Annotated in this window: 18 protein-coding genes; 7 read left to right on the top strand and 11 right to left on the bottom strand. The window is 39.0% G+C overall.

Annotated elements, in window-relative coordinates; all coding sequences use genetic code 11:
- Positions 1–16: 16 nt before the first annotated feature.
- From H5079_RS13500 to H5079_RS13485, 4 genes are all read right to left on the bottom strand, one after another.
- A complete protein-coding gene (locus tag H5079_RS13500) occupies positions 17–1,099 on the bottom strand; it encodes a phosphotransferase enzyme family protein (RefSeq protein ID WP_182684278.1) in 1,083 nt (360 codons plus the stop codon).
- A 77-nt stretch (positions 1,100–1,176) separates the two neighbouring features.
- On the bottom strand, positions 1,177–1,620 hold the full coding sequence (locus H5079_RS13495; protein WP_011328628.1) for a flavodoxin: 444 nt from the start codon (positions 1,618–1,620) through the stop codon (positions 1,177–1,179).
- A gap of 3 nt (positions 1,621–1,623) precedes the next feature.
- Positions 1,624–2,388 carry a tRNA pseudouridine(65) synthase TruC gene (gene truC / locus H5079_RS13490; RefSeq protein WP_011328629.1) on the bottom strand — a complete coding sequence of 255 codons (765 nt, stop codon included), beginning with the start codon at positions 2,386–2,388 and terminating at the stop codon, positions 1,624–1,626.
- Entirely contained in the window at positions 2,381–2,701 is a 321-nt protein-coding gene (locus tag H5079_RS13485) for a YqcC family protein (protein ID WP_089368532.1), read from the bottom strand. The genes truC and H5079_RS13485 overlap by 8 nt, the downstream gene beginning before the upstream one ends.
- Before the next feature lie 210 nt (positions 2,702–2,911).
- On the opposite strand from H5079_RS13485, the gene H5079_RS13480 reads away from it, so the two are divergent.
- Both H5079_RS13480 and H5079_RS13475 read left to right on the top strand, forming a co-directional pair.
- Positions 2,912–3,940, top strand: a complete 1,029-nt coding sequence (locus tag H5079_RS13480) for a DUF3549 family protein (protein ID WP_182684277.1) — start codon at positions 2,912–2,914, stop codon at positions 3,938–3,940.
- Positions 3,941–4,240, top strand: coding sequence for a DUF3301 domain-containing protein (locus tag H5079_RS13475; RefSeq protein ID WP_182684276.1), 300 nt, complete (start codon positions 3,941–3,943; stop codon positions 4,238–4,240).
- A 673-nt stretch (positions 4,241–4,913) separates the two neighbouring features.
- On the opposite strand, the gene H5079_RS13470 is transcribed toward H5079_RS13475, so the two are convergent.
- Complete coding sequence (locus H5079_RS13470; protein WP_011328633.1) at positions 4,914–5,555, bottom strand: GNAT family N-acetyltransferase; 642 nt, start codon at positions 5,553–5,555, stop codon at positions 4,914–4,916.
- Between the two features lie 278 nt (positions 5,556–5,833).
- Between H5079_RS13470 and H5079_RS13465 the strand changes: the two genes are divergently transcribed.
- The 3 genes from H5079_RS13465 (at position 5,834) to H5079_RS13455 (ending at position 7,245) form a co-directional block, all read left to right on the top strand.
- Positions 5,834–6,070: a DUF2789 domain-containing protein gene (locus H5079_RS13465; protein WP_011328634.1), complete on the top strand. Its 237-nt coding sequence runs from the start codon at positions 5,834–5,836 to the stop codon at positions 6,068–6,070.
- A 121-nt stretch (positions 6,071–6,191) separates the two neighbouring features.
- Positions 6,192–6,455 carry a hypothetical protein gene (locus H5079_RS13460; RefSeq protein WP_011328635.1) on the top strand — a complete coding sequence of 88 codons (264 nt, stop codon included), beginning with the start codon at positions 6,192–6,194 and terminating at the stop codon, positions 6,453–6,455.
- Between the two features lie 16 nt (positions 6,456–6,471).
- Entirely contained in the window at positions 6,472–7,245 is a 774-nt protein-coding gene (locus tag H5079_RS13455) for a Zn-ribbon-containing protein (RefSeq protein WP_011328636.1), read from the top strand.
- A gap of 97 nt (positions 7,246–7,342) precedes the next feature.
- Here the strand turns inward: H5079_RS13455 and syd are convergent, their stop codons facing one another.
- A complete protein-coding gene (syd, locus tag H5079_RS13450; protein WP_089368970.1) occupies positions 7,343–7,882 on the bottom strand; it encodes a SecY-interacting protein in 540 nt (179 codons plus the stop codon).
- Between the two features lie 59 nt (positions 7,883–7,941).
- Between syd and queF the strand changes: the two genes are divergently transcribed.
- Positions 7,942–8,787, top strand: coding sequence for an NADPH-dependent 7-cyano-7-deazaguanine reductase QueF (queF, locus tag H5079_RS13445; RefSeq protein ID WP_011328638.1), 846 nt, complete (start codon positions 7,942–7,944; stop codon positions 8,785–8,787).
- Positions 8,788–8,827: 40 nt separating this feature from the next.
- Here the strand turns inward: queF and H5079_RS13440 are convergent, their stop codons facing one another.
- The 3 genes from H5079_RS13440 to H5079_RS13430 form a co-directional block, all read right to left on the bottom strand.
- Positions 8,828–9,724, bottom strand: a complete 897-nt coding sequence (locus H5079_RS13440) for a peptidylprolyl isomerase (protein WP_182684275.1) — start codon at positions 9,722–9,724, stop codon at positions 8,828–8,830.
- Positions 9,725–9,814: 90 nt separating this feature from the next.
- Positions 9,815–13,492, bottom strand: coding sequence for a translocation/assembly module TamB domain-containing protein (locus H5079_RS13435; RefSeq protein WP_182684274.1), 3,678 nt, complete (start codon positions 13,490–13,492; stop codon positions 9,815–9,817).
- Entirely contained in the window at positions 13,492–15,219 is a 1,728-nt protein-coding gene (locus H5079_RS13430) for an autotransporter assembly complex family protein (RefSeq protein WP_041454736.1), read from the bottom strand. The genes H5079_RS13435 and H5079_RS13430 overlap by 1 nt, the downstream gene beginning before the upstream one ends.
- 201 nt (positions 15,220–15,420) lie before the next feature.
- Here H5079_RS13430 and H5079_RS13425 point away from each other — a divergent pair, with 201 nt between their 5' ends.
- Positions 15,421–15,756 carry a ribonuclease E inhibitor RraB gene (locus H5079_RS13425; protein ID WP_011328642.1) on the top strand — a complete coding sequence of 112 codons (336 nt, stop codon included), beginning with the start codon at positions 15,421–15,423 and terminating at the stop codon, positions 15,754–15,756.
- Between the two features lie 36 nt (positions 15,757–15,792).
- Here the strand turns inward: H5079_RS13425 and H5079_RS13420 are convergent, their stop codons facing one another.
- The gene (locus H5079_RS13420; protein ID WP_182684273.1) at positions 15,793–17,544 is read right to left on the bottom strand and encodes a DEAD/DEAH box helicase; all 1,752 of its coding nucleotides are present in this window, start codon (positions 17,542–17,544) and stop codon (positions 15,793–15,795) included.
- A gap of 176 nt (positions 17,545–17,720) precedes the next feature.
- Positions 17,721–19,685, bottom strand: a complete 1,965-nt coding sequence (locus H5079_RS13415; RefSeq protein WP_182684272.1) for a S9 family peptidase — start codon at positions 19,683–19,685, stop codon at positions 17,721–17,723.
- Positions 19,686–19,844: the final 159 nt, after the last annotated feature.

The raw sequence follows: 19,844 nt of genomic DNA, 5'->3' as shown, positions 1-19,844 counted from the left end.
AGGCGCTTATAGCGCCTTAGTTATTTTCGGCTTGTGCTAATATTGCTTTAAGGGTGCTTTGTTTTGCAATAATATCTTTATAAAGCGCAAACTGATTTTGCGCCCGCTCTAAATTATGATTGGCATGTTTGATTGAAAAATAATTATCGCCATCAATATAATCTGTTAAAAATCGCAGGCCTATCATAAAGGTCATCACTTTAGCACCTAGCCAAAAGCTTTGTTTTTCTTGCTCGGTGATCAGGCCTTTTAATGGCTCTACGTAACCTTTAACTATGGCTGCAAATATTTCTTCGCGCACACCTACATTACTTAAATCGGTGGAGTCTTCTTGCTCTGGTGAGCAAAAGGTGCGTACCATATCACCAAAGTCGTAAAGCCAATACCCTGGCATACAAGTGTCTAAATCGATTACCGCTTTAGCATTATGTGATTGCTCACAAAACAGCATGTTATTTATTTTTGTATCGTTATGACAAGGCCTTACCGGTATAGATCCTGCTAATGCTTGGAGTTCATCAATGAGTGTAAATTGCGATAAACAAAAATCAACCTCAGCTTGGCAACTAGCTAAGCGCTGCTCTGGGTCAAGACTAACTGCAGTTTTAAACGTCTGTGCACGCATGGCTAAGTTATGAAAGTCAGGGATCACATGGTGCAATTGTTCTGCATCAAAATCCTCTAGCGCCACAGCAAATTGACCAAAGGCATTCGCCGCAGTTTGCGCTTGGGTAGCATTAGTGACTACATCGTCGCTGTAACTGCCACCAATAAACTCTAGTGCTCGCCATACCCCCTGATCACAGTTAACTAAATAGTCATTATTAATAGTCGCTACGTGGCGAATAATATCTAAGTTGTACTCACCCAATTGCTGCTTGCTAGTTAGGTGTTGCTCTATTAAACGGGCATTTTTTACGAGTAAACCGGGCTCAGGAAACACATCAACATTGAGCTTTTGTACTACTAGCGACTTTTTAGCAGTGCTAAGTAACCATGTACTATTGATCAGCCCACTACCGATTGGTTTGATACTGATATGCTGATTGCCTACGCCAAAACTTTCAGACAAATGAACCGCGATGGGATTTAGCTGCATAGCTATTTTGCTACCTAAAAATAAAATAACTCAGATAATAGAGGTGAGCTTAGGGTAACACTCACCTTTATTAATAATTAAAGCTTACTAAGCCAATTTTTTAACCACGGCTCGGTAACCGGCCAAGGTTCAAAGTCTTCGCAGGCATCAACCTCTAAGCGGTTACCAACAGGCTTAGCTTGTAAGTCACGTAATAATTCATCAAAGCTGCGCCCTGCACCACAAAAGGTGTCGCCGTAGCTTCTGTCGCCCATGGCAATAATTCCAAATGGCTTGTCGGTTAACATAGGAAAGGTACTATTTAACTGATTATAAAAATCAGCCAAGTTATCAGGCACATCGCCTTGGCCGGTTGTTGAGGTGATAATTAAAATATGTGACGCACTTTGAATGTCGCTCAACACTGGCTCATTAAATACCGTAACGCCATGCCCAGCTTGCTCTATTGTTGTGGCTACTTCGTCACTTAAACGCTCTGCACCGCCATATACGCTGCCTACAAAAATACTAATATGTGCCATTAATTAATAATCCTTTTCTTCATCTGGCCAACCTAGTTGTTTGCAAATGCTGAGCATTGCATCACCTAGTGGCGCTTTAATTGTTATTGATTCATTACTATAAGGGTGCACAAAGCTAAGCTCAGTTGCAAATAACATTAATCTGCGCAGCTCAAAATGCTCCCTAAAAAATTGATTATGCTGATTATCACCATGGTTTACATCGCCAATGATAGGCAGTGATAAATGCTTTAAATGCCGACGAATTTGATGTTTACGCCCCGTTTTAGGAAAACATTCTACGAGGGAATAGCGCACCGTTGGGTACTTGCCAATGGGAATAGGCAAGGCTGCTTGATGCAAGCAGTTAAACTGAGTTTGCGCTTCTTGTGGCGCTTTGTCTTGATCGGCAAACTTATCTGCTATTTTGTCCAGCTCTTCTTTTAGTGGTTTATCTAAAAATACCGACTCGGGTGCAAAACCACGTACTAAGGCTAAATAGCGTTTACTAATAGTGCCTTCAATAAATAACTGATTCATATCGCGGGCCGCTTCTGAACTTAACGCAAACAGTAACACCCCCGATGTGGGTCTATCGAGCCTATGTACCGGAAAAACATGCTGCCCAAGTTGATCGCGTAGCATTTGCATAGCAAACTGGGTTTCGTGCTTATCTAAAAACGAACGATGCACTAATAAGCCTGAGGGTTTATCTATGGCTACGTAGTTTTCATCCTGATACAAGATAGTCAGTTCGCCATACTCAATTGGTATTGGGCGCTCACTCATTTGGATCTCCTAAAAAGGCATCGAGAGCTGTTAACAGAGTAATAATTTCATCGCTGCCTTTTTTACTCGCAAGCGTCATTTGTGCCATAGGAGCAATTGCAAAGTTGCGCGGCAATGGCTGCTTATCAATAATTAGCTGCTCAACTTTTTCAATAAATACAAACTGTAACCATTGTTCAAATGCCATGGTGTCATGACAAAAAGGCACGTTTGATTGTAATGCTTCTACTGCTATTGGCTCATTTTGCCAAAGCTGATGCTTTTTTAAAAGTGCCCTTAACTGCACTAAATAAGCTTGAGTTTGCTGGTACATAACCGCCCTCTTAAAACTAGATGAAGTAATAATACCATTTGTATTTATTAAGAGGGAAATTATAGTAACTGAAAATACCCGCTTAATATTACCCCCGCTTGCCCGGTCATTTAGCAAAATCAAAACTCAAACTCTATAAGCGCGGTTCCCTCAGCCTTTGCTATGGCGTATAATTGACGCAATTTTGTAGTAAAAACAATTGAGAAAACGATGAGTAAGCAAATAGCGACATTAGGGCAGCTTTTAGATAATGCAGGTACTCAGTGGCGCGCGTTTGATATTGGTAGGCACATAACTAAGCTTGATAAAAAACAATTTTTAGCCATAGAGCAAGCACAAGTCCCTTACCCTTATCCACTTGCTGGTCATGCGTGGTTAGCTATTCAGTTTTGGGATAGTAAAGCGAGTAAAGAACCTTATGTATGGTTTTTGAAATTTCCAGTTGATGAGCAAAGCAAACTGGTGAGTGCGAGTCGCGATCACTTTGCCGACATGGTAATTGAAGCACTCGGCACACAACTTACCGGTGAGCAAGCCGATGGTAAACTTGATAACAATCCTTATGTTTTTACACCAAACGCTAATAAATTAGCAGCCTTTAATGCGCAACTTAAAGTACTATTAAAACAACCTGCATCACAGTATTACGAGCATACGCAGCTGTACTTTAGTGGTAAGCTGGGTTTTGAAAATTGGCAAAGTGTGGCATTACAAGGCATTGCCGATTTTGCACTGCGCCTAGATAATGAGACTAACTTAGCTAATTTACAAAAAGCCTGGCCTCATTTGCCCGTTGAGGTATTACAGCCCCTTAGCGCCATGCTTGAGCATGTAGAAATACCGCCCTCATTAAGCCAATTACTAGTAGAGTACGGCCAAGCGGCTATAAAAAATAATGACCCGTTTGCTGTTACAGTAGCGCTACGTTCGCTTTCTAAAGCGCAAGCGCAAGGCTTAACCACCCAATTGGTCGATAGTGTATTAACTTCATCGGTTAATCAAGATGCTGATGTACTGCTCACTATTGCTGGGCGTTGTTTTAAACAACTAGAAGACCCTGAACGCTTGCATGTATTTATGGATAACTGTGCGCACCATCAACAAATTACTGAACTATTTGTGAGTATTTTTGCTGATTTAGTTGCAATACCCACTATTCGCCCGCATTTATTAGGCTTATTACGTAAAAAAAATCGTAGCGAAACCCTCGCGCGTGCAATTGGAAGGTTATTCTCTTAAATGGCAAGTTTATGGACGTTTATACTTATTGGTAGTGTAATTTACTTATTTTGGCTAAACCGAAAAGTAGCCGAGGCGGCGAACGTTCATGCTAAACGCCAAAGCGATCAGCTGCAGGTGCAATTAATGAGCGTTGCCTGTAGTAAACGCCGCTTTGGTTTTTTAAAAAGTGGTAAACCTGGAGTGAAAAGCGAATTTATTTTTGAGTTTTCAAGTGATGGCGAAAATGCCTATCAGGGAATACTGATCATGGAAAATGAGTATTTAAAAAGTGTGGTTATTCCACCGCATAAAATATAACCTTTATACTGCGCTAAAAGTTTAATTTAGGGTAAGGTTTAATTTAAAAATAAGTAAAACACAAAAAACTAAGGCGTAACTAAAGTTACGCCCCAATTGACAAACATCCTGTTAGGTATCCTTTACCTGTGTAATCCGTATTATCATCCTCTGAACGAGCAAACAACCTTGTTCACCCTCACATTGCATCCTGCAATATCCTCTTGCCACCTTGGCTGTCCTGCGTAAACTAACGCTCCGGCTACTTCCTGTAGCGCCATCCTTGATTATCCCTTAGTAGCTCCTGCCACTTAAGCGCATCATGCACTTTCCTACTCATCCTTGCATCCGTGTTAACTTGTCCGTTTTGCTTCTTGCTAGCGTCTGCTATGTTGCCTACTTCCGTATCCTTGGCAATCACTCAATCATTGAGCTGTGTCGTCTTGACAAAGTAAAGTTTAAAGCAAATGGCTAGTAGATATAGTACCTAGCTGTTAATTATTAAATGGCATTTATATTAAAAAACACAAACTATAAAAATAACCTTACATATCAATCAAATAGGTAAGGGATAACTATTTCAATGCAATTTAAACTGACAACTCGCACAGCGATGTGAGATATATCTCACGGTCATATGTCCGTTTTGGGATGTAAACCACCAATGCAGGCTACCTTATAACCTAAATTAAATTTAGTTTTTTGACTTAAATAACAATTCGCCCGCAATCTTATTAAAAGTAAGCTGCTTAAAGCTTTCAAACCCTTCGGTTTTAAAAAATTGAGTATGCTCTTTGCGCGTTACAAACACCGCCATACCTGTAGACTCAGCATTAGATTGAACTAGGTCATTTAGGCCTCTTAATAAATAACGCCCAAACCCTTGGCCATGAAAATGCGGATCGACCGCAATAAAAGCTAAAAAATAGTAGTTGCCCTGCTGCTCTAGTGCATCTCTAATTGTTTGCTCTTTATCTATTAGTTGATTGGTTTGTAAGTAACCAGCACTTAACATTAGCTTTAAGCGCCAATGCCAATAACGCTGCGCCTGTAATTGGCTGTTTGATTCGAACACGCAGGCAACGGCTTTGAGCTTATCGTTACGATATAAACCAATAAGCGGCTGCTTTTCTTGCCAAAAGCTGCTTAGCTCTTCGCGAATTAATGACCGAAGTTTTTTTTCGTAGGCCGATTTACTCTCTTGCTCGTAATTGAGCATAGTTTGTAAAATAGGATCGTCGTGGTACGCCTGATAAATTAAACTCGCGGCAATACTTATATCTTCTGCGGCTAAATACTGTACGCTAAATGTATCGGCTTGGGTGGTCACAGTCATTATTATTCCTTTTTTGTATTAGAACAACACATCATTATTTTCGCCTTATGATTAAACCATTAGCTTGGCGCTATAATCACTAACTTAATGCGATTGGGTTTACTCATAGCTACAACTTACACACATAATAAATTTATATTTGTTCTCTAAATAAGCGCTTTATTTACTCACTTTCTAAACTATAGCTGTAAAGTTATTAATGGTAAATTCAGCGTGAGTTTAGCTGGCTTAGACTATAGTTTATTTATAATCTTATTTTGACACGCTAGGAGCACAACATGGATACAACAAAGCACGATATAAATACACTGTTTGCACAACTTGGCTTACCTAGTTCTGAAGCTCAGATTGATGCTTTTATTGCTTCCCATGCGATTGAAGATACAACGTTAATACAAGATGCACCTTTTTGGGATGAATCTCAACAGCATTTTTTAGCTGAATCACTCGCAGAGGACAGTGATTGGAGTGAAGTTATTGATGAGCTTGATGTACGCCTTCGTCAAGGCAATTAATTTTAAGGTAATTGATTTAATTTGGGACATTTAATGTGCCCCTCCCTATTTATTGTTACTATAGCCTCCACGCAGCAGCTTCATGCTGCGTACCTATTTATACTAAAGAGTTATAAACCTAATGAATGCTGCTGTATTTGATGCAATTAAAGTCCTTCTTGATGAAGGCAAAGTACCTACTGTCGCGCTTACTAAAAGTCGTTTAATTAAGCCTGTGCCGATGCCTGTTATTATTGCGGCGGTGAGTCAGTATAAAAACAATCCAGATTCAATTTATAACTTAATGAAAAGCCAAGTACAGCCGAGTAGTAGCGATTCTAAAACTTCGCAGCTAGACAGAATTGAAGAAAAGCTCGACCGGTTACTTACCCTACTAGAAAAATAATAATTCGAGACTATAAATGTTCGTTGTTGATTTAACCTTTGATTGCTACCAAGACACCACTTTAGAGAAAGCCGAACAAGCTATTAATCGCTTGGTTAATGCGCTACGTTTTAATGGCCAAATAATGGGCGAAGAATTTCCTACTGTTTTAAAGGATGGTTACTTTATTACCCGTGTTATGTGCCCAAACGAAGATGCCATGCACCCGCTTAACAATAGTCCATTTGTAAAACACAGCATTGAGCAATTGCACAGCGCTGGTTTACTTGCGCCAAAAGTAAAAATTATTGGTCAAGATATTCATTCTAATGGGTCTGATTGCTGCGCCGAGCCTTCTAGCTATATTTTATACACCACTTATGTGCATACTTGTAGCCCACTTTATTGTGGTGACGACTTTTTACCGGTACCGCTATTTCGGATCCCAGCAATTGCTAATGGTGATTATAAAACCTTAATTAAATGGCAGGAAGACTGGCAAGCCTGCGATCAAATTCAAATTAATGGCGCAACACGCTGTGAGTTTCCTGCTCTTGAAGAAATTTCGAGTATTAAAAGCGACTTATTCCGCCGCGGTAAAGACATTACTAAACGAATTAGCTTTTTAACTAAAAAACCTGTGTATTACTATATATACCGCGTAGGTGGCACCGATAAAACTTCTGAACTAGAGCGTAAATGCCCAAGCTGTAATGGCGATTGGAGGTTACCTGAATCCTGGTTTGGATTATTTGATTTTAGGTGTGAGCCCTGCGCCTTAGTGTCTAACATATCGTGGGACTTTCAATAAGTTAAAGATATTATTAATGTATTAGCTCGATATTAAAATTAATTCCGAGCTAATACTTTACACTAAATCGTTTTAAGGTAATTAACGCCTGTTTTAATTAAACCTCAAGCGCTTGCAAAAATTCTTCTATATTGGCAGCAAGCACATGATGCGTTTTTTTGCCTACGTACTCTAAGCACACTTCACCGCTGTGCAATAACACACTTACTAACAAATCATCTTGTGCTGTTAACCCTATAAATACTGTTTCAGGTTGTTTAAGTTTACGCTTCATTAAAACGTGGCCAGTTATATTTTGTTGCAATAAATCAAAGTCATCGCTATTCCATGCCTGTAACAATTCAACTTGGTGACCATCAATACTGGCTTGAATATTGCCACCATACATATGCCCATAAAGCGCATTTAAGCCACTTGGAAATGTAACATCCAATGCCTTAGCTAAATCATTAAGCGAGCCTGCAGGTTGCTGCAGCACAGCTTGCCACTGAATATTACCTTGTTGATCAACATTACCTATTTCACATGGGCTTGGCCATTGTTCATCGTGCACCATAAGTGGATGTTTTTGCGTGTTTTTTAGGGTTTTGTCATTAAACCTTTGGTGTAGCTGGGTTAACTGCAATACAACAGACATACTATGAAACTCATTTAAATTAGATATAATGCCGCTATTGTAACTATTTAAGGGCAAACATGACAGATTACAGCAATTCTCCCGACCTTAAAGGCAGTGTGTTAGGCCAATCAACTGAATATATAGATCAATATACTCCAAGCTTACTTTTTCCAATTGCACGCAAGCTAAATAGAGATGCTTTAAATATTGACGAAGCCGCTTTACCATTCAAAGGCCAAGACATTTGGACTGGTTACGAGCTGTCGTGGTTAAACGCCAAAGGCAAGCCGCAAGTCGCTATCGCTGTATTTACTTTTGCCTGCCAAAGCAGTCACCTTGTTGAATCTAAATCGTTTAAACTGTATTTAAATAGCTTTAACCAAACTCGATTTAACAGCCGTGATGAAGTGAAACAGCATTTAGTTAAAGATCTAACCGCCGTGGTTAACAGCTTAGTACAGGTAACTTTATACAATGCAGATGAGTATAACTGCCTTCCTTACACCCCATTACCTGGTGAGTGTATTGATGATTTAGATATCGAAATTGATAACTACGATATTGACGCTCATTCTCTAAAATCGCAAAGCAATAAAACGGTAACCGAAACCCTGCATAGCCACTTACTTAAGTCTAACTGCTTAATTACCTCACAACCCGATTGGGCAAGTGTAATTATTCGTTATACAGGTGAGCAAATATGTAGAGAGTCGTTACTGCGCTACTTAATTTCGTTTAGAACCCATAATGAGTTTCATGAACAATGCGTGGAGCGTATTTATAGCGATTTAAGCACTCAGCTCAGCATTAAAAATCTTGAAGTTTATGCTCGCTATACGCGCCGTGGTGGCCTTGATATAAATCCGTATCGCTCAACTCATAATAACGACACGCCATTTGCAGTTAAAATTAACCGCCAATAAGTGTTTATTGTAATAAAAAAGAGGAGCCTAGGCTCCTTTTTTATTCACTACGTTTGGTGGGAATAGCCACAGCGCACACGTCTATATAATTAGCTGTATGTACAAACCAAGGCTCAGAGCGATTTTTTCTTGCCGCAATTAGGTTTTTAAATGCCTGTGAGTTTGTTTTCATCACTTTAAAAACACTTTTATCACTGTTATTAATATCTTCAAGTACTTGAATATCAGTTATTGGGTTAAATTCTTTATCATTGCGAGCGGTACGCTCTAAGCGGTTAACATGCTCTATACCCTCAAGTACGCGTCCAAATACAGTGGTGTTTTTATCTAAATAACGTGGCGCTTGCCCTATAGTGATAAAGAATTCGGTGCTTGCACTATTTATATCGTTATCTCGCGCCATTGCAAATATGCCGCTGCAATGCACTTGCCAAGTTTGGGTTTGTAGTGCGTTTTGAGCAACCGCAAAACCATTTAAAAAACCAGTTATAGGTGCATAACCATCACCTTCAAGGGCTGTAATTGCCAGCGGCTGTTTAGTGGTTAAATAAAACTCGGCCAAAAGTGATTTATTTGCAGTCTTAATAATCTTTTTAGCACTGCTAGCACCACCTTGAGCTACAAATCCCTCAACAAAGCGATAAACACTCGTTCCTTGATAAAAGCCTTCTCGCGCAAGTTTTTTAATGTTTTTTACATGCTGTGGAGCAAGCTGCGGATTAAGCTCAATATAAGTGGCGCCTGTGGGTAAGGTTATTTTTAAAATATTTTGCGAGTTAACCACTCGCCACTCGTCCTCGGCGGCTTTAGTAATAACGTCACTGGCAGTGTACTTTATTTTCGGCTCAACTTGTTGCGTGGTAATGCTTTGTTTATATTGTCCAGCACAGCCGTTTAATAACATCGCAGCGGCCACTGTTAACAGGTACTTTTTCATAAATTAGCGCCTTATTATTATAGTTTTACATTAAGGTCTTATCCTTAAGCTTGGTTATTACTTGCTAACATCTGCTTTAACCTGTAGTTATTAGTCCCAATCAAACTTATAAAGTATATCTACGTTTTGATATAGCCCACTGGTTATTTCGATATAAAACTGCGAAAGCAGCTGATAACGTATTGCCACTTCACTAAGGGAGTCAAAAATACCAACACTGTATTTTACTTGTAAGCTCGGTGCCACATAGCCTGATATTTCTACTTTTGTTTGCTCACCACTGCCTTTAGAGGTAAGGCTAACATCCGACAAACCAAACGTTTCACCCACTTTAGAAACCAGCCCTTCACTGCGGCTAACCCCCTGCGAAAGTAACAACTGAGTGAGCATAGCATCGGTGGAGCTATCGCCCTCGCCTAGTGGTTGGCCATTGAGTAAATAGGCCAAAGCTTGTGCCTGATCCATCGCTGGCTCCGAAAACACTTTTAGCCTGGGTTGCTCTACATTACCTGTAAGCGTTACCCCAGCAATAACACCATTGGCGGTGTTTTCGGGATTACGAATGGCTTTAATATTTAAGTAAGGCTGCTCTATTGAGCCACTAAAGCCAACCTGGCCGGTACGAATTAACAAATCTTGGCCAAATGCTAAGTATGTACCGTTTACTAACTTAAGCTCGCCTGTGGCAATAATAGGAGTTCCTTGGCTCATTTTAATCGCCAAATCGCCTTCTACTTTAGATTCTAGACCGAATGATTCAATTTTCACGTCATTTTTTACAATCAGTTTTAAATCTATATCGTAATCAAATGGCACTTTTTTAGTCGCTTTGGTTTTTTGATCAACGATTATTTCGTCATCGCTAACTTGCACAGCGCCCTCTGGCAACTCTTCTATTTCAATTCGCCCATAAGGGACAATTACTTCACCCACAAGGTTTATTGCGTTGTTAGCCAAACCAATTTTTAAATCTGGAGATACTTTAAAAACGACTCCTTGCTGAGCACGTACATAAAATTGCTCACCTACTATTGCAACGTTAACGGCTGGTTGTTCACCTTGCCAATCTATGTCGCCATTTAATTTAATATTCCCGCCTTGGGGATCTGTTAAAAGGCCTTTAATTGTTGCTGTCGCTTTGTTAAATAAAATACTCACATTCGATTTTTCAAGTGCTATTGGTAGTTGTTCACCTTGTAAATTAATATCATCAATATTTACTTCACCTTCAAGGAGTGGCTCTTTTAATGTACCTGCTAATGCAATTTTACCGCTAATATTGCCTTTGAGCTGCTCAATAGTGTCTAAAAATGGCTGCAAGTTAGAAAATAATATTTTATCTATGTTTACATTACCGCTTAACGCTTGCGTGTTTTGTATGTCATCTACATTAATTTGGGTGGTAATTTCACCTAACACGCTAGAGTTTAAGTTAGCTGTTAATTTACCTGTTTGAGAATCAGTAAATGCATTCACACTAAGCGTTTCTATTGGTAAACGAAAGTTATCTTCTTCGGAATTGTATTTGGCTATTAAGTTATTTGAATTTAAAGAAGCGCGTAATGTTTTCAGCGCACTCGCTTGCCAGTTTGCAACAAATCCCCCTGTTAAAGCGCCTTCTGCACCAACATTATCAGGTAGTAAATGCTTTAGTTCCTCAAGTGCTAAATTGTTTAATTTAGCATTGAATTGACCTAACTGTTTATTTTGCGACAAAGTGTCGATACACAACTCACTTTGTGCAGATTGCCAGCAGTGCTTACTTACATCAAAATCGCCTGTTTGGGTGTTTACGTTAAGTGTAATTTTTTTACTGTTGTTAAAGCTTAGCTTTTTATCGCTTAACTGCACATTGCTCAATGCACCTTGCCAAATCGCATTGGTAAGTTGACCATTAACTTCAAACTCAACTGCACCTTGTTGCGCATCAACAGATGCGGTAAGTTGATGATCTTTTTTATCCCCTGTTGCATCTATTTTTACACTGTTAATTTGTTGCTCAGCAACTAAAGCCGAACCAACATCTATTGCAATATTAGTTTGCCAATCGGCCGCTGTATCAAGATCAGCTTTAACAGATAACTTACTTATGTTTATTTCATCAAAAATAAAACGTTCCAGCATTAATGCTAAGTCAACCGACGGTGTTAACCTTTGACCTCTAAGGGCTATATTGGCCTTACCATCTGCAATAAATGGCATATTAGCCTGCTCATCACTTTGTAGTGTTATATTGCCATCTACTAACCATTTGCTATCTATTTGGCCATTGAGTTCTAATTTATTTTTACCACTGCTTAAATAAAAACTATCAATATTAGCTTTTAATGCATTATCTAGCCTAAAGTTTGCGGCAAACTCTAATGGCACGTCGTTAAGTGTGCCGGTGAGTTTGGTATTATTCATTTTCAGTTGCCAAGTATCCGTTTGTGCATTAAATGAGCCTTTAAACTGCCCAGAAATATCACTCGTTACTGCATCTGTTAAGTATTGCGCTTTTAAATGCGATAGCGTCCCTGCAAAATCTGCTTTTATACCTTGTTGCCAGTTAACATTGGCATTTATTTTTGCAGTGCTGTCGTTGGCCTTAACCGACAATGTAGAAAGCTGTGCATGGGTAAGCGTGCCCGTTAATTGTGTGTTTAAATCAACGGCCGGGTACGCGCCTAACTGGCTCGTTGCAGTTAAACTAAGTTGATAGTCATCTGCGTTGCCCTGCGCACTTAAGTTAACCTTACGTAGCGTTAACTGCTCGCTTTGTGCGTCGATCAGCCACTGGTTTATTTTGCCTTTAACTGTAAATGGGTAGTTTGTTTGCTTTAAATTAGCATTGGCATTTAAACTAAGCGGAAATTGCCCTGTGGTTTCTAAATCAACATTTAAATTTGCCAAGTCGCCACTGAGTGATAAGTCAGCTTGGTGTTGCGGGCTTTTTAATACAATATGACCTTTTAGCGGCATATTACCTGCAAGCTCTGTGTTAAGTTGTGTATTTAATTGCCACTGCTGATAACGAGCCGCTAAAGAATATAAATTTATTTTGGCATCTTCTACAGTCATTTTCAGTGCTATATTTTCTATCTCATAGTCTTGTTCGCCCTGCTGTATAGCCACTTTATCAATATCAAACTGCTCAATGGTTATATCCAGTGGTGAAGTAAATTCGATATTAGGCAGTGCAGGAAGCTGCGTAATTGCCGTTGATGCTGTTTGTGATTGCTGGGATTGGGCTTGCTCTTTTAGCGTAACCAGTATTTTAGGTATGTTTAAGCTTTTTACTACAAGCTCTGATCCCATCGCTTTTGCCGATAACTTAAAGTTATCAACACGCACGTTGGCGCTTGGGTGTTCTAAAGTAAATACTTTTACAGCTATATTTTTAACAGCGATATTAAAAGGTAAGGTAATTTTAGTTAGTGGCTCAGATGGCTCTTCTGCAACTGCTTCAGTTGATTGCTCCAAAGTTAAGGCCATTGTATTAGCACTTAAATTATCAATGCAAATGCCGTCGCACTGCCACCAAAATAAATTAAGCTTTAGTTGCTGGGCATTAAAATCTACCCCGTTATTGTTATACCTAACATTAAATACATCGTTATATAAAAACCGACCGTTTTTAATGTCAATATTTAAACCATCAACCAACTTGTTTGCACTATAAGCAATAAATTGATTACCGGGTGCAGTAAATAATATACAAAATACGGTTATTAGCAGTATGACTAAAACAGCACTGACACTTGCAGTTATTTTTTTAAATACAGTCATTAAATTTCAGGCCCTATAGTAATACTCAAACGGGTGCTTTTACTTTCTTTGGTAAGTCCCCAAGCGTGGTCAATTCTAACCGGACCTACAGGTGTTAAATAACGAAAACCAAACCCAGCACCTACTTCAAATCTATCCGAAAAATCATTGGTTGCAGTACCTCCATCTACAAATAAAGCAACCCGCCAATTTTGCGCAAACTGATAGTTGTATTCTGCAGTACCAGAGACTAAGTACTTACCCCCTATTAGCTGCCCTTCATCGTTTTCGGGTGAAATTGATTGATACGCAAAACCACGCACACTTTGATCGCCACCAGCAAAAAAGCGCAGTGAATACGGCACATTAGCTATATTATCGACCAACATGGCACCTAGGTTCGCTTTTAAAAACACTAAATGGCGGTCTAAATAAGTTCTCAGCCAAGCGTTTTGTAACTGCACGCGGATCAAATTAGTACTAGAGAGTACATCTTCTACGCCAAACTCTGCAGATATTAACCACTGTTCGCCCCAATAAGGGGTTGTTCCCCCTTTTGATTTTTTACGTGCATAACTAATACCCGGCATTAACATTTCACTGCTTTCTTCTTCGTCGTCACCTATTCTATATGTTTCATGGTCGCGGCGTATAAAAGCGGTACGCACCCAGTTATTATCAGTTAACCATTGGCGTTGTACTTGCCCGGTAAGTATTTCACTATAAATATTATTAGCTAATTCATCCTCAAGTTTATAACCAACCGAAAAACGCCATAAATCGTCATTAGGATCATCCTCTGGGATTGTATAAGCCATTGAAATATCTTGTTGTCGCTCAGACACATTTAAGTTACTTTCTAGGTAATGGCCATCTTGCGTTATCCATGGTTTACTCCATTTAAAGCGCACTTTGGGGCCTAAGTCGGTACTAAAGCCACCACCCACTTCATAGCTATTTGCAGGTTTATGTAATACATCTACTTTTATAGGTACTTGGTTATTTTTACGTTCGGTTATATCTGCATATACTCGTACACTAGTAAAATAAGGCGTGCTTGATAAATCAAGATTATAATCGGCTATGTGGGTCGATTTATAAGGCTGCCCTTTGGCAAAAGGCGCTAAAGAACGAATATACTTTTCAGCAGGTGTATCGCTAGCAATTACAATATCGCCAAACTGATAACGCACCCCAGTTTCAATAATAAAAGTAACTTCTGCGCTATGTTTCCCCAAAGATACTTCTAGTTTACGCGCAGGCCATTTAGCGTCAAAATAACCTAGCTCTAACAGCATTGATTCTATTTTTTTATGCGCGCTGTCATAATGTCCGTGGTTTAAAATATCTCCCTGCTTTAGGGTAATATTATTAATTACTGCCAATAAAGCGGGGTCCTGCTTGCCAGCCCCCTTTACACTAATATTTATTGCAGCGATGCGAGTAGCTGGCCCTCGCTCAACTCTAACCACCAAATCACGCTCATCTTTATCAAAGTTAACCTCTACTTTAGGGCTGTAATACCCTAATGCTTTAATACTATTCTCGACTTGTTTTTTTGCATAGCGGCGCAGGGTCAAGGTCGGCTTTTCACCTATAAGTTGTTTTAAATAAAGCGCAACATTTTTTTCTAAATCGTCATTTATCCCTTTAATCTCATAATCTTCTATTACATTTTCAGAGGCAACAGACTGAGCACTCAGAAGAATGCAAAAAATAAACATGTAACGCAAAAACTGATTAAACAAGTAAATATCCTTACCTTTAATTCTTAAAATATAACGATGCATCAACTCTATAATATCATAGCCGTAATGAGCCTTACATTAACTTAATAGCTACCCAGTGACATAATATGCAATCTATAATATTAAAATTAGTACGCTTTAAGCGTTTATTTTGGTTACAATAGCCCTAACAAGTACACAATAATTTTAATGAGTTTTTTAATGCAATTTCCTGATGACGAAAATGGCCAACTTTTAGCTGAAATAGCCGCCGCTGGTATTGATTTAAGTAAAATGCACCAAGTCGATTTTTATATTTTATTTGAGCAACAAAGCGATGCAGAAAAGTTTGCCAAAGAAGTAGTAGCCGATACATTAGTACAGCATGCTGAACTCGAAAAATGCCAAGACACTGGCGTATGGGAAGTAATTACTCAAGTACAAATGGTTCCTGAGCACACTCTATTAGGCCAAGCTGAGCAATACATTGAAAGCATAGCTAATAACTTTAACGGTTACGGCGATGGTTGGGGATTAATGGACGCAGAAGAAGCTTAATCTGCATTCCCATACTAAATTATAAATCAGTTAAACCTAAGGGTTTAACTGATTAGCTTTTCTAAAACTGCCTTTATAATCAAACAGCTTATCTGCTACCTTCCAACCATATTTTTTACTTTTACGCGCAATTACAAAGTCGGGCGCAATTAAATCTAACTGTGCGTTAATTACCTGCTCTGCCGTTTTAAATTTTACGGGTGCTTGACCTTGGCCTACCCGCTTACCAAATTGCCGATTAAAAATATACGCCGCCCCTTTATTTGCAATATCGTAAACTTCGTCGCAACTTGCACCGTCCTCGTCAAAATACGTTACTTTAATCATCTCATTTTTAAGCTGCGTTACACTTAAACCACTACAGCGAAGTACGAGTGCATCTTTTAAGTTTAAAGCATTGCGTAATTTATCATCAGGGTCGGCCATTACCGCACCGCAATCATGGCATTTACGTGCGGCTATATCGTTTTGCGCACCACATTCATCACACTCTTTAAAGCGAAAACGATAATCGCACTGCTCTTTATTACCTTCATCATCTTCTAGCAAGCCCTTACAGCGCCTACCAAAGTGTTCAATAACCTTTCCTGTAGAGTCAGTTTTACCCCAATAAATATTAGCAAAGCCACAGCCAGGACAAAGCACTTGTACCGGCTCGTTATCGCTATCGCCTTTTTTATCGCCAACCTCAGGGTGAAACAAATCAAAACCATTTCCGGCATAATCAATCACCAAACAATCTGTTTTTGACTCGGCTAATCTAAGTCCTCTGCCGACAATTTGTTGATATAAACTCACCGACTCCGTGGGCCGTAAAATAGCAATAAAATCCACATGAGGTGCATCAAACCCTGTGGTTAACACCGATATATTAACTAAATATTTTAATTGCTTGGCCTTAAATTGTTTAATTATTTTATCGCGTTCGCTATTAGGTGTGTCACCTGTAATTAAGGCGCTTTGCTGATGAGGTAAATAGCTTAAAATCTCTTGTGCGTGCATAACCGTAGCGGCAAAAATCATAATACCTTGGCGGTTTTCACTATATTGTATTACTTGTTGTAAAATGGCCTGCGTTGCGCGTGCGCTGTTTTTTAATAACGCATTCATATCCTCATTAGTATAACGGCCAAATGCGTCACTGGTTAACGCCGAAAAGTCGTAATGACTAATCGCCGCATCCACTTCATTGGGTGGCGTTAAATAGTTATGTTTGATCATATAGCGCAGCGGTAATTCAAAAATACAGCTTTTAAATGGGCTGTCTTTATTGCCCCGCACAAAACCATGATAGTGATGATGATAAATCCACCCCATACCTAACCGATAAGGCGTTGCCGTTAACCCTAATACTTTTAATTGTGGGTTATGCGCTTGCAAGGCATTAATAACTTTACCGTATTGACTTTTTTTATCACCATTAACTCTATGGCACTCATCAATAATTAACAGTGAATAATGCTCATTAAGCTGATCTAAATTACGCGATAGCGACTGCACGCTGGCAAAAGTAACCTGATGGTTTAACGATTTTTCTTTTAATCCTGCCGAAAATATACTCGCCTCAAGCCCAAAGCTTTTATATTTTTGTGAGTTTTGCTCTACCAGCTCTTTTACATGCGCCAGTACTAATATTTTTTGTTTAGCTATACGCGCAAGCTCAGCAATTACCAAACTTTTACCCGCACCAGTAGGTAATACTATCACTGCGGGATCATTGGTTTTTCTAAAGTGTAAAACGGTACGTTCAACCGCCTCGATCTGATAAGGTCTTAGGGTGTAGGTCATGAGATAACAATTAAATTTTAATGAGGGATTTTAGCAAATAACTTAACTTTAAAGGTAATTATTAATTACGCGGTTTTTAAATCGCATAATTAAAACTCATTTTAATGGGGAATACTACGATAAAACATTTATATCTATTAATAACACCCCTAAGTTAATTACTCAGGGGTAGACTTTTATTTACCTATGTTTTTACCAAAAAATGTTAGCATTTTTTCCCATCGCTCTACATTATGCTCTGGTTTATAAAAACCATGCCCTTCACCTTTTTTGTACATCCACTCTACAGAGTGATTGCGTTTTTTAAGCGCATCTCTTAGCCTAAATGCATGCTCCTCAGGTACCCTTACATCTTGGCCACCCTGAATAATGAATACAGGTGCTTTGAGTTTATCTACATTATGCACTGGCGATTGTGCTTCTCTTTCTGCTTTTGTCTTCGGAAGTACGTTTTCTAAGTAATTTAAACCTGAAGATGATTCTGAGATATCGCCTTCTTCGAACATTAGCTGTAAATCGTAAACGCCTACAAAGCCTACAACACACTTATAAAGCTCAGGTTCTCGTATAGCACTTTGAACCGCAGCATAACCACCATAAGATGCACCATAAGAACAAATTCGACCTTCATCAACGACCCCCTGTTTAATTAGGTAACGTACACCATCGGTCATATCATCAATCATGCTTGTCCCCCAGCTTTGGTAACCCATTTGCAGAAATTTTTTACCATAGCCACCTGAACCACGAAAGTTCGGTTGAAAAACAGCGTATCCATGTGATGCAAGTACTTTTACATCACTACTTAATGTTGATAATGAATCTCTAATACCATGTGGGCCACCATGAGGATGCATTATTAGAGGTAAATTCTTATCTGCATTCACAGGGAGCGTTAGCAGCCCGCGAACCTCTAACCCATCACGTGTTTTATAAGAAATTAGCGTTGTTTGAGGGATCTCCTCCTGACTTAACCAAGGTTTAGCTTTAACTATCGCGCTAAGACTTCGTTTCTTAGTATCAAATAAGTAAAATTGCTTTGGGTTATTAGTGGAGCTAACTGTTAACACCAGCTTCGCATTATCTAAAGTTGAGGAGGTAACCTTTATAGTTTGGTTTTTAAATGAATTTGATAAGCTCGATAATAAACTCGCAAAGCCAGTATCTGTTATATCTTCAAAAAAAACATTTTCAATTGAATCTAATTCATAACTTGCTCCAATTACTTCACTGACTTTGCCGTTATTTATACTAACAACTGGCATTAAATCTGTATTTGGATGAGTCACTTTCACAGTTTGTTTGTTTGTTTTCAGATCAAATGAAGAAATAGATAACGTATCAGTTGTATTATCACTAATACCAATCACAGTTGAATTATCAGCTAAAAATGTAAGTGGGGTGAAAGATCCTGAATCACTGTCAAATCGGAGTACTTCATGCCACTCATCATCTTTATTATCTCTTGTGACTACAATACTTTGATTATTTTTATCTGGGGCAATACCTGTTGCCAGCCTCGCAATACCATTATGATCCAATAAAACGCTCGTATTTGTTCCTTTGTAAACACGTAAAGGAAGCTTCCCCATACTTTGTTTACGCCCTGAACTTGCTTTTACTCGCTGTAACTCTAAATAGGGTTCTTCAGAAAATGGGGAAAAAGAAGAGATTATAAGTTCATCGTCGATCTCTGGTAATAAGTCTATTATTCTTGCAACTCGAATTCTTGAGTCACCTGAGCGTGGCCCTGCTATTATAGTTTTACTTTTACCATTTACGTTTATAGATAAAAGATCACCTGTTGCCATTGGCGCATCATAAGCACCGTATTCTTGAGCTAGTGAAATAATTACTCGTTCATTATCGGCCCAACCAAAGTCTGCAACAGCTTCACTCTCTTTTCCTTCGGTAATAGAAACAATCTCATGATTACTAACATTAAGTATAGTTAGCCTAATAGCGCCTGTTTCCGTTCTTGTTGTAGCAGCAAGATGTTTACCGTCAGGTGAGATTTTCATATTTATAAACTGTGCGTGTTTTGCGTAATTTTGCAAGTTAGCACTATCGACATTGGCCTCAGCCCCTACTGACGCAGCAATTAAAAGCATACCTACAGTAAATTTAGCTATATTCCTCATTAGTATTTCCTTATCAATAAAAAAGCCCTCCTACGAGTAATGCCGATCAGTTAAGTAATAAAAAGCTTGACGATCGGTAAAATGAGATCAGAATCCTATGATCACAGGTCATAGGATTTTTTATGCAACTTGCTCACGAATTAGCTGCTACCCTCGATG

The organism is Pseudoalteromonas sp. SG44-5 (genome assembly GCF_014164175.1).
Taxonomy (GTDB): domain Bacteria; phylum Pseudomonadota; class Gammaproteobacteria; order Enterobacterales; family Alteromonadaceae; genus Pseudoalteromonas; species Pseudoalteromonas nigrifaciens.
Note: the sequence above shows the minus strand (reverse complement) of the source record. Positions and strands in the feature narration are given on the sequence as shown.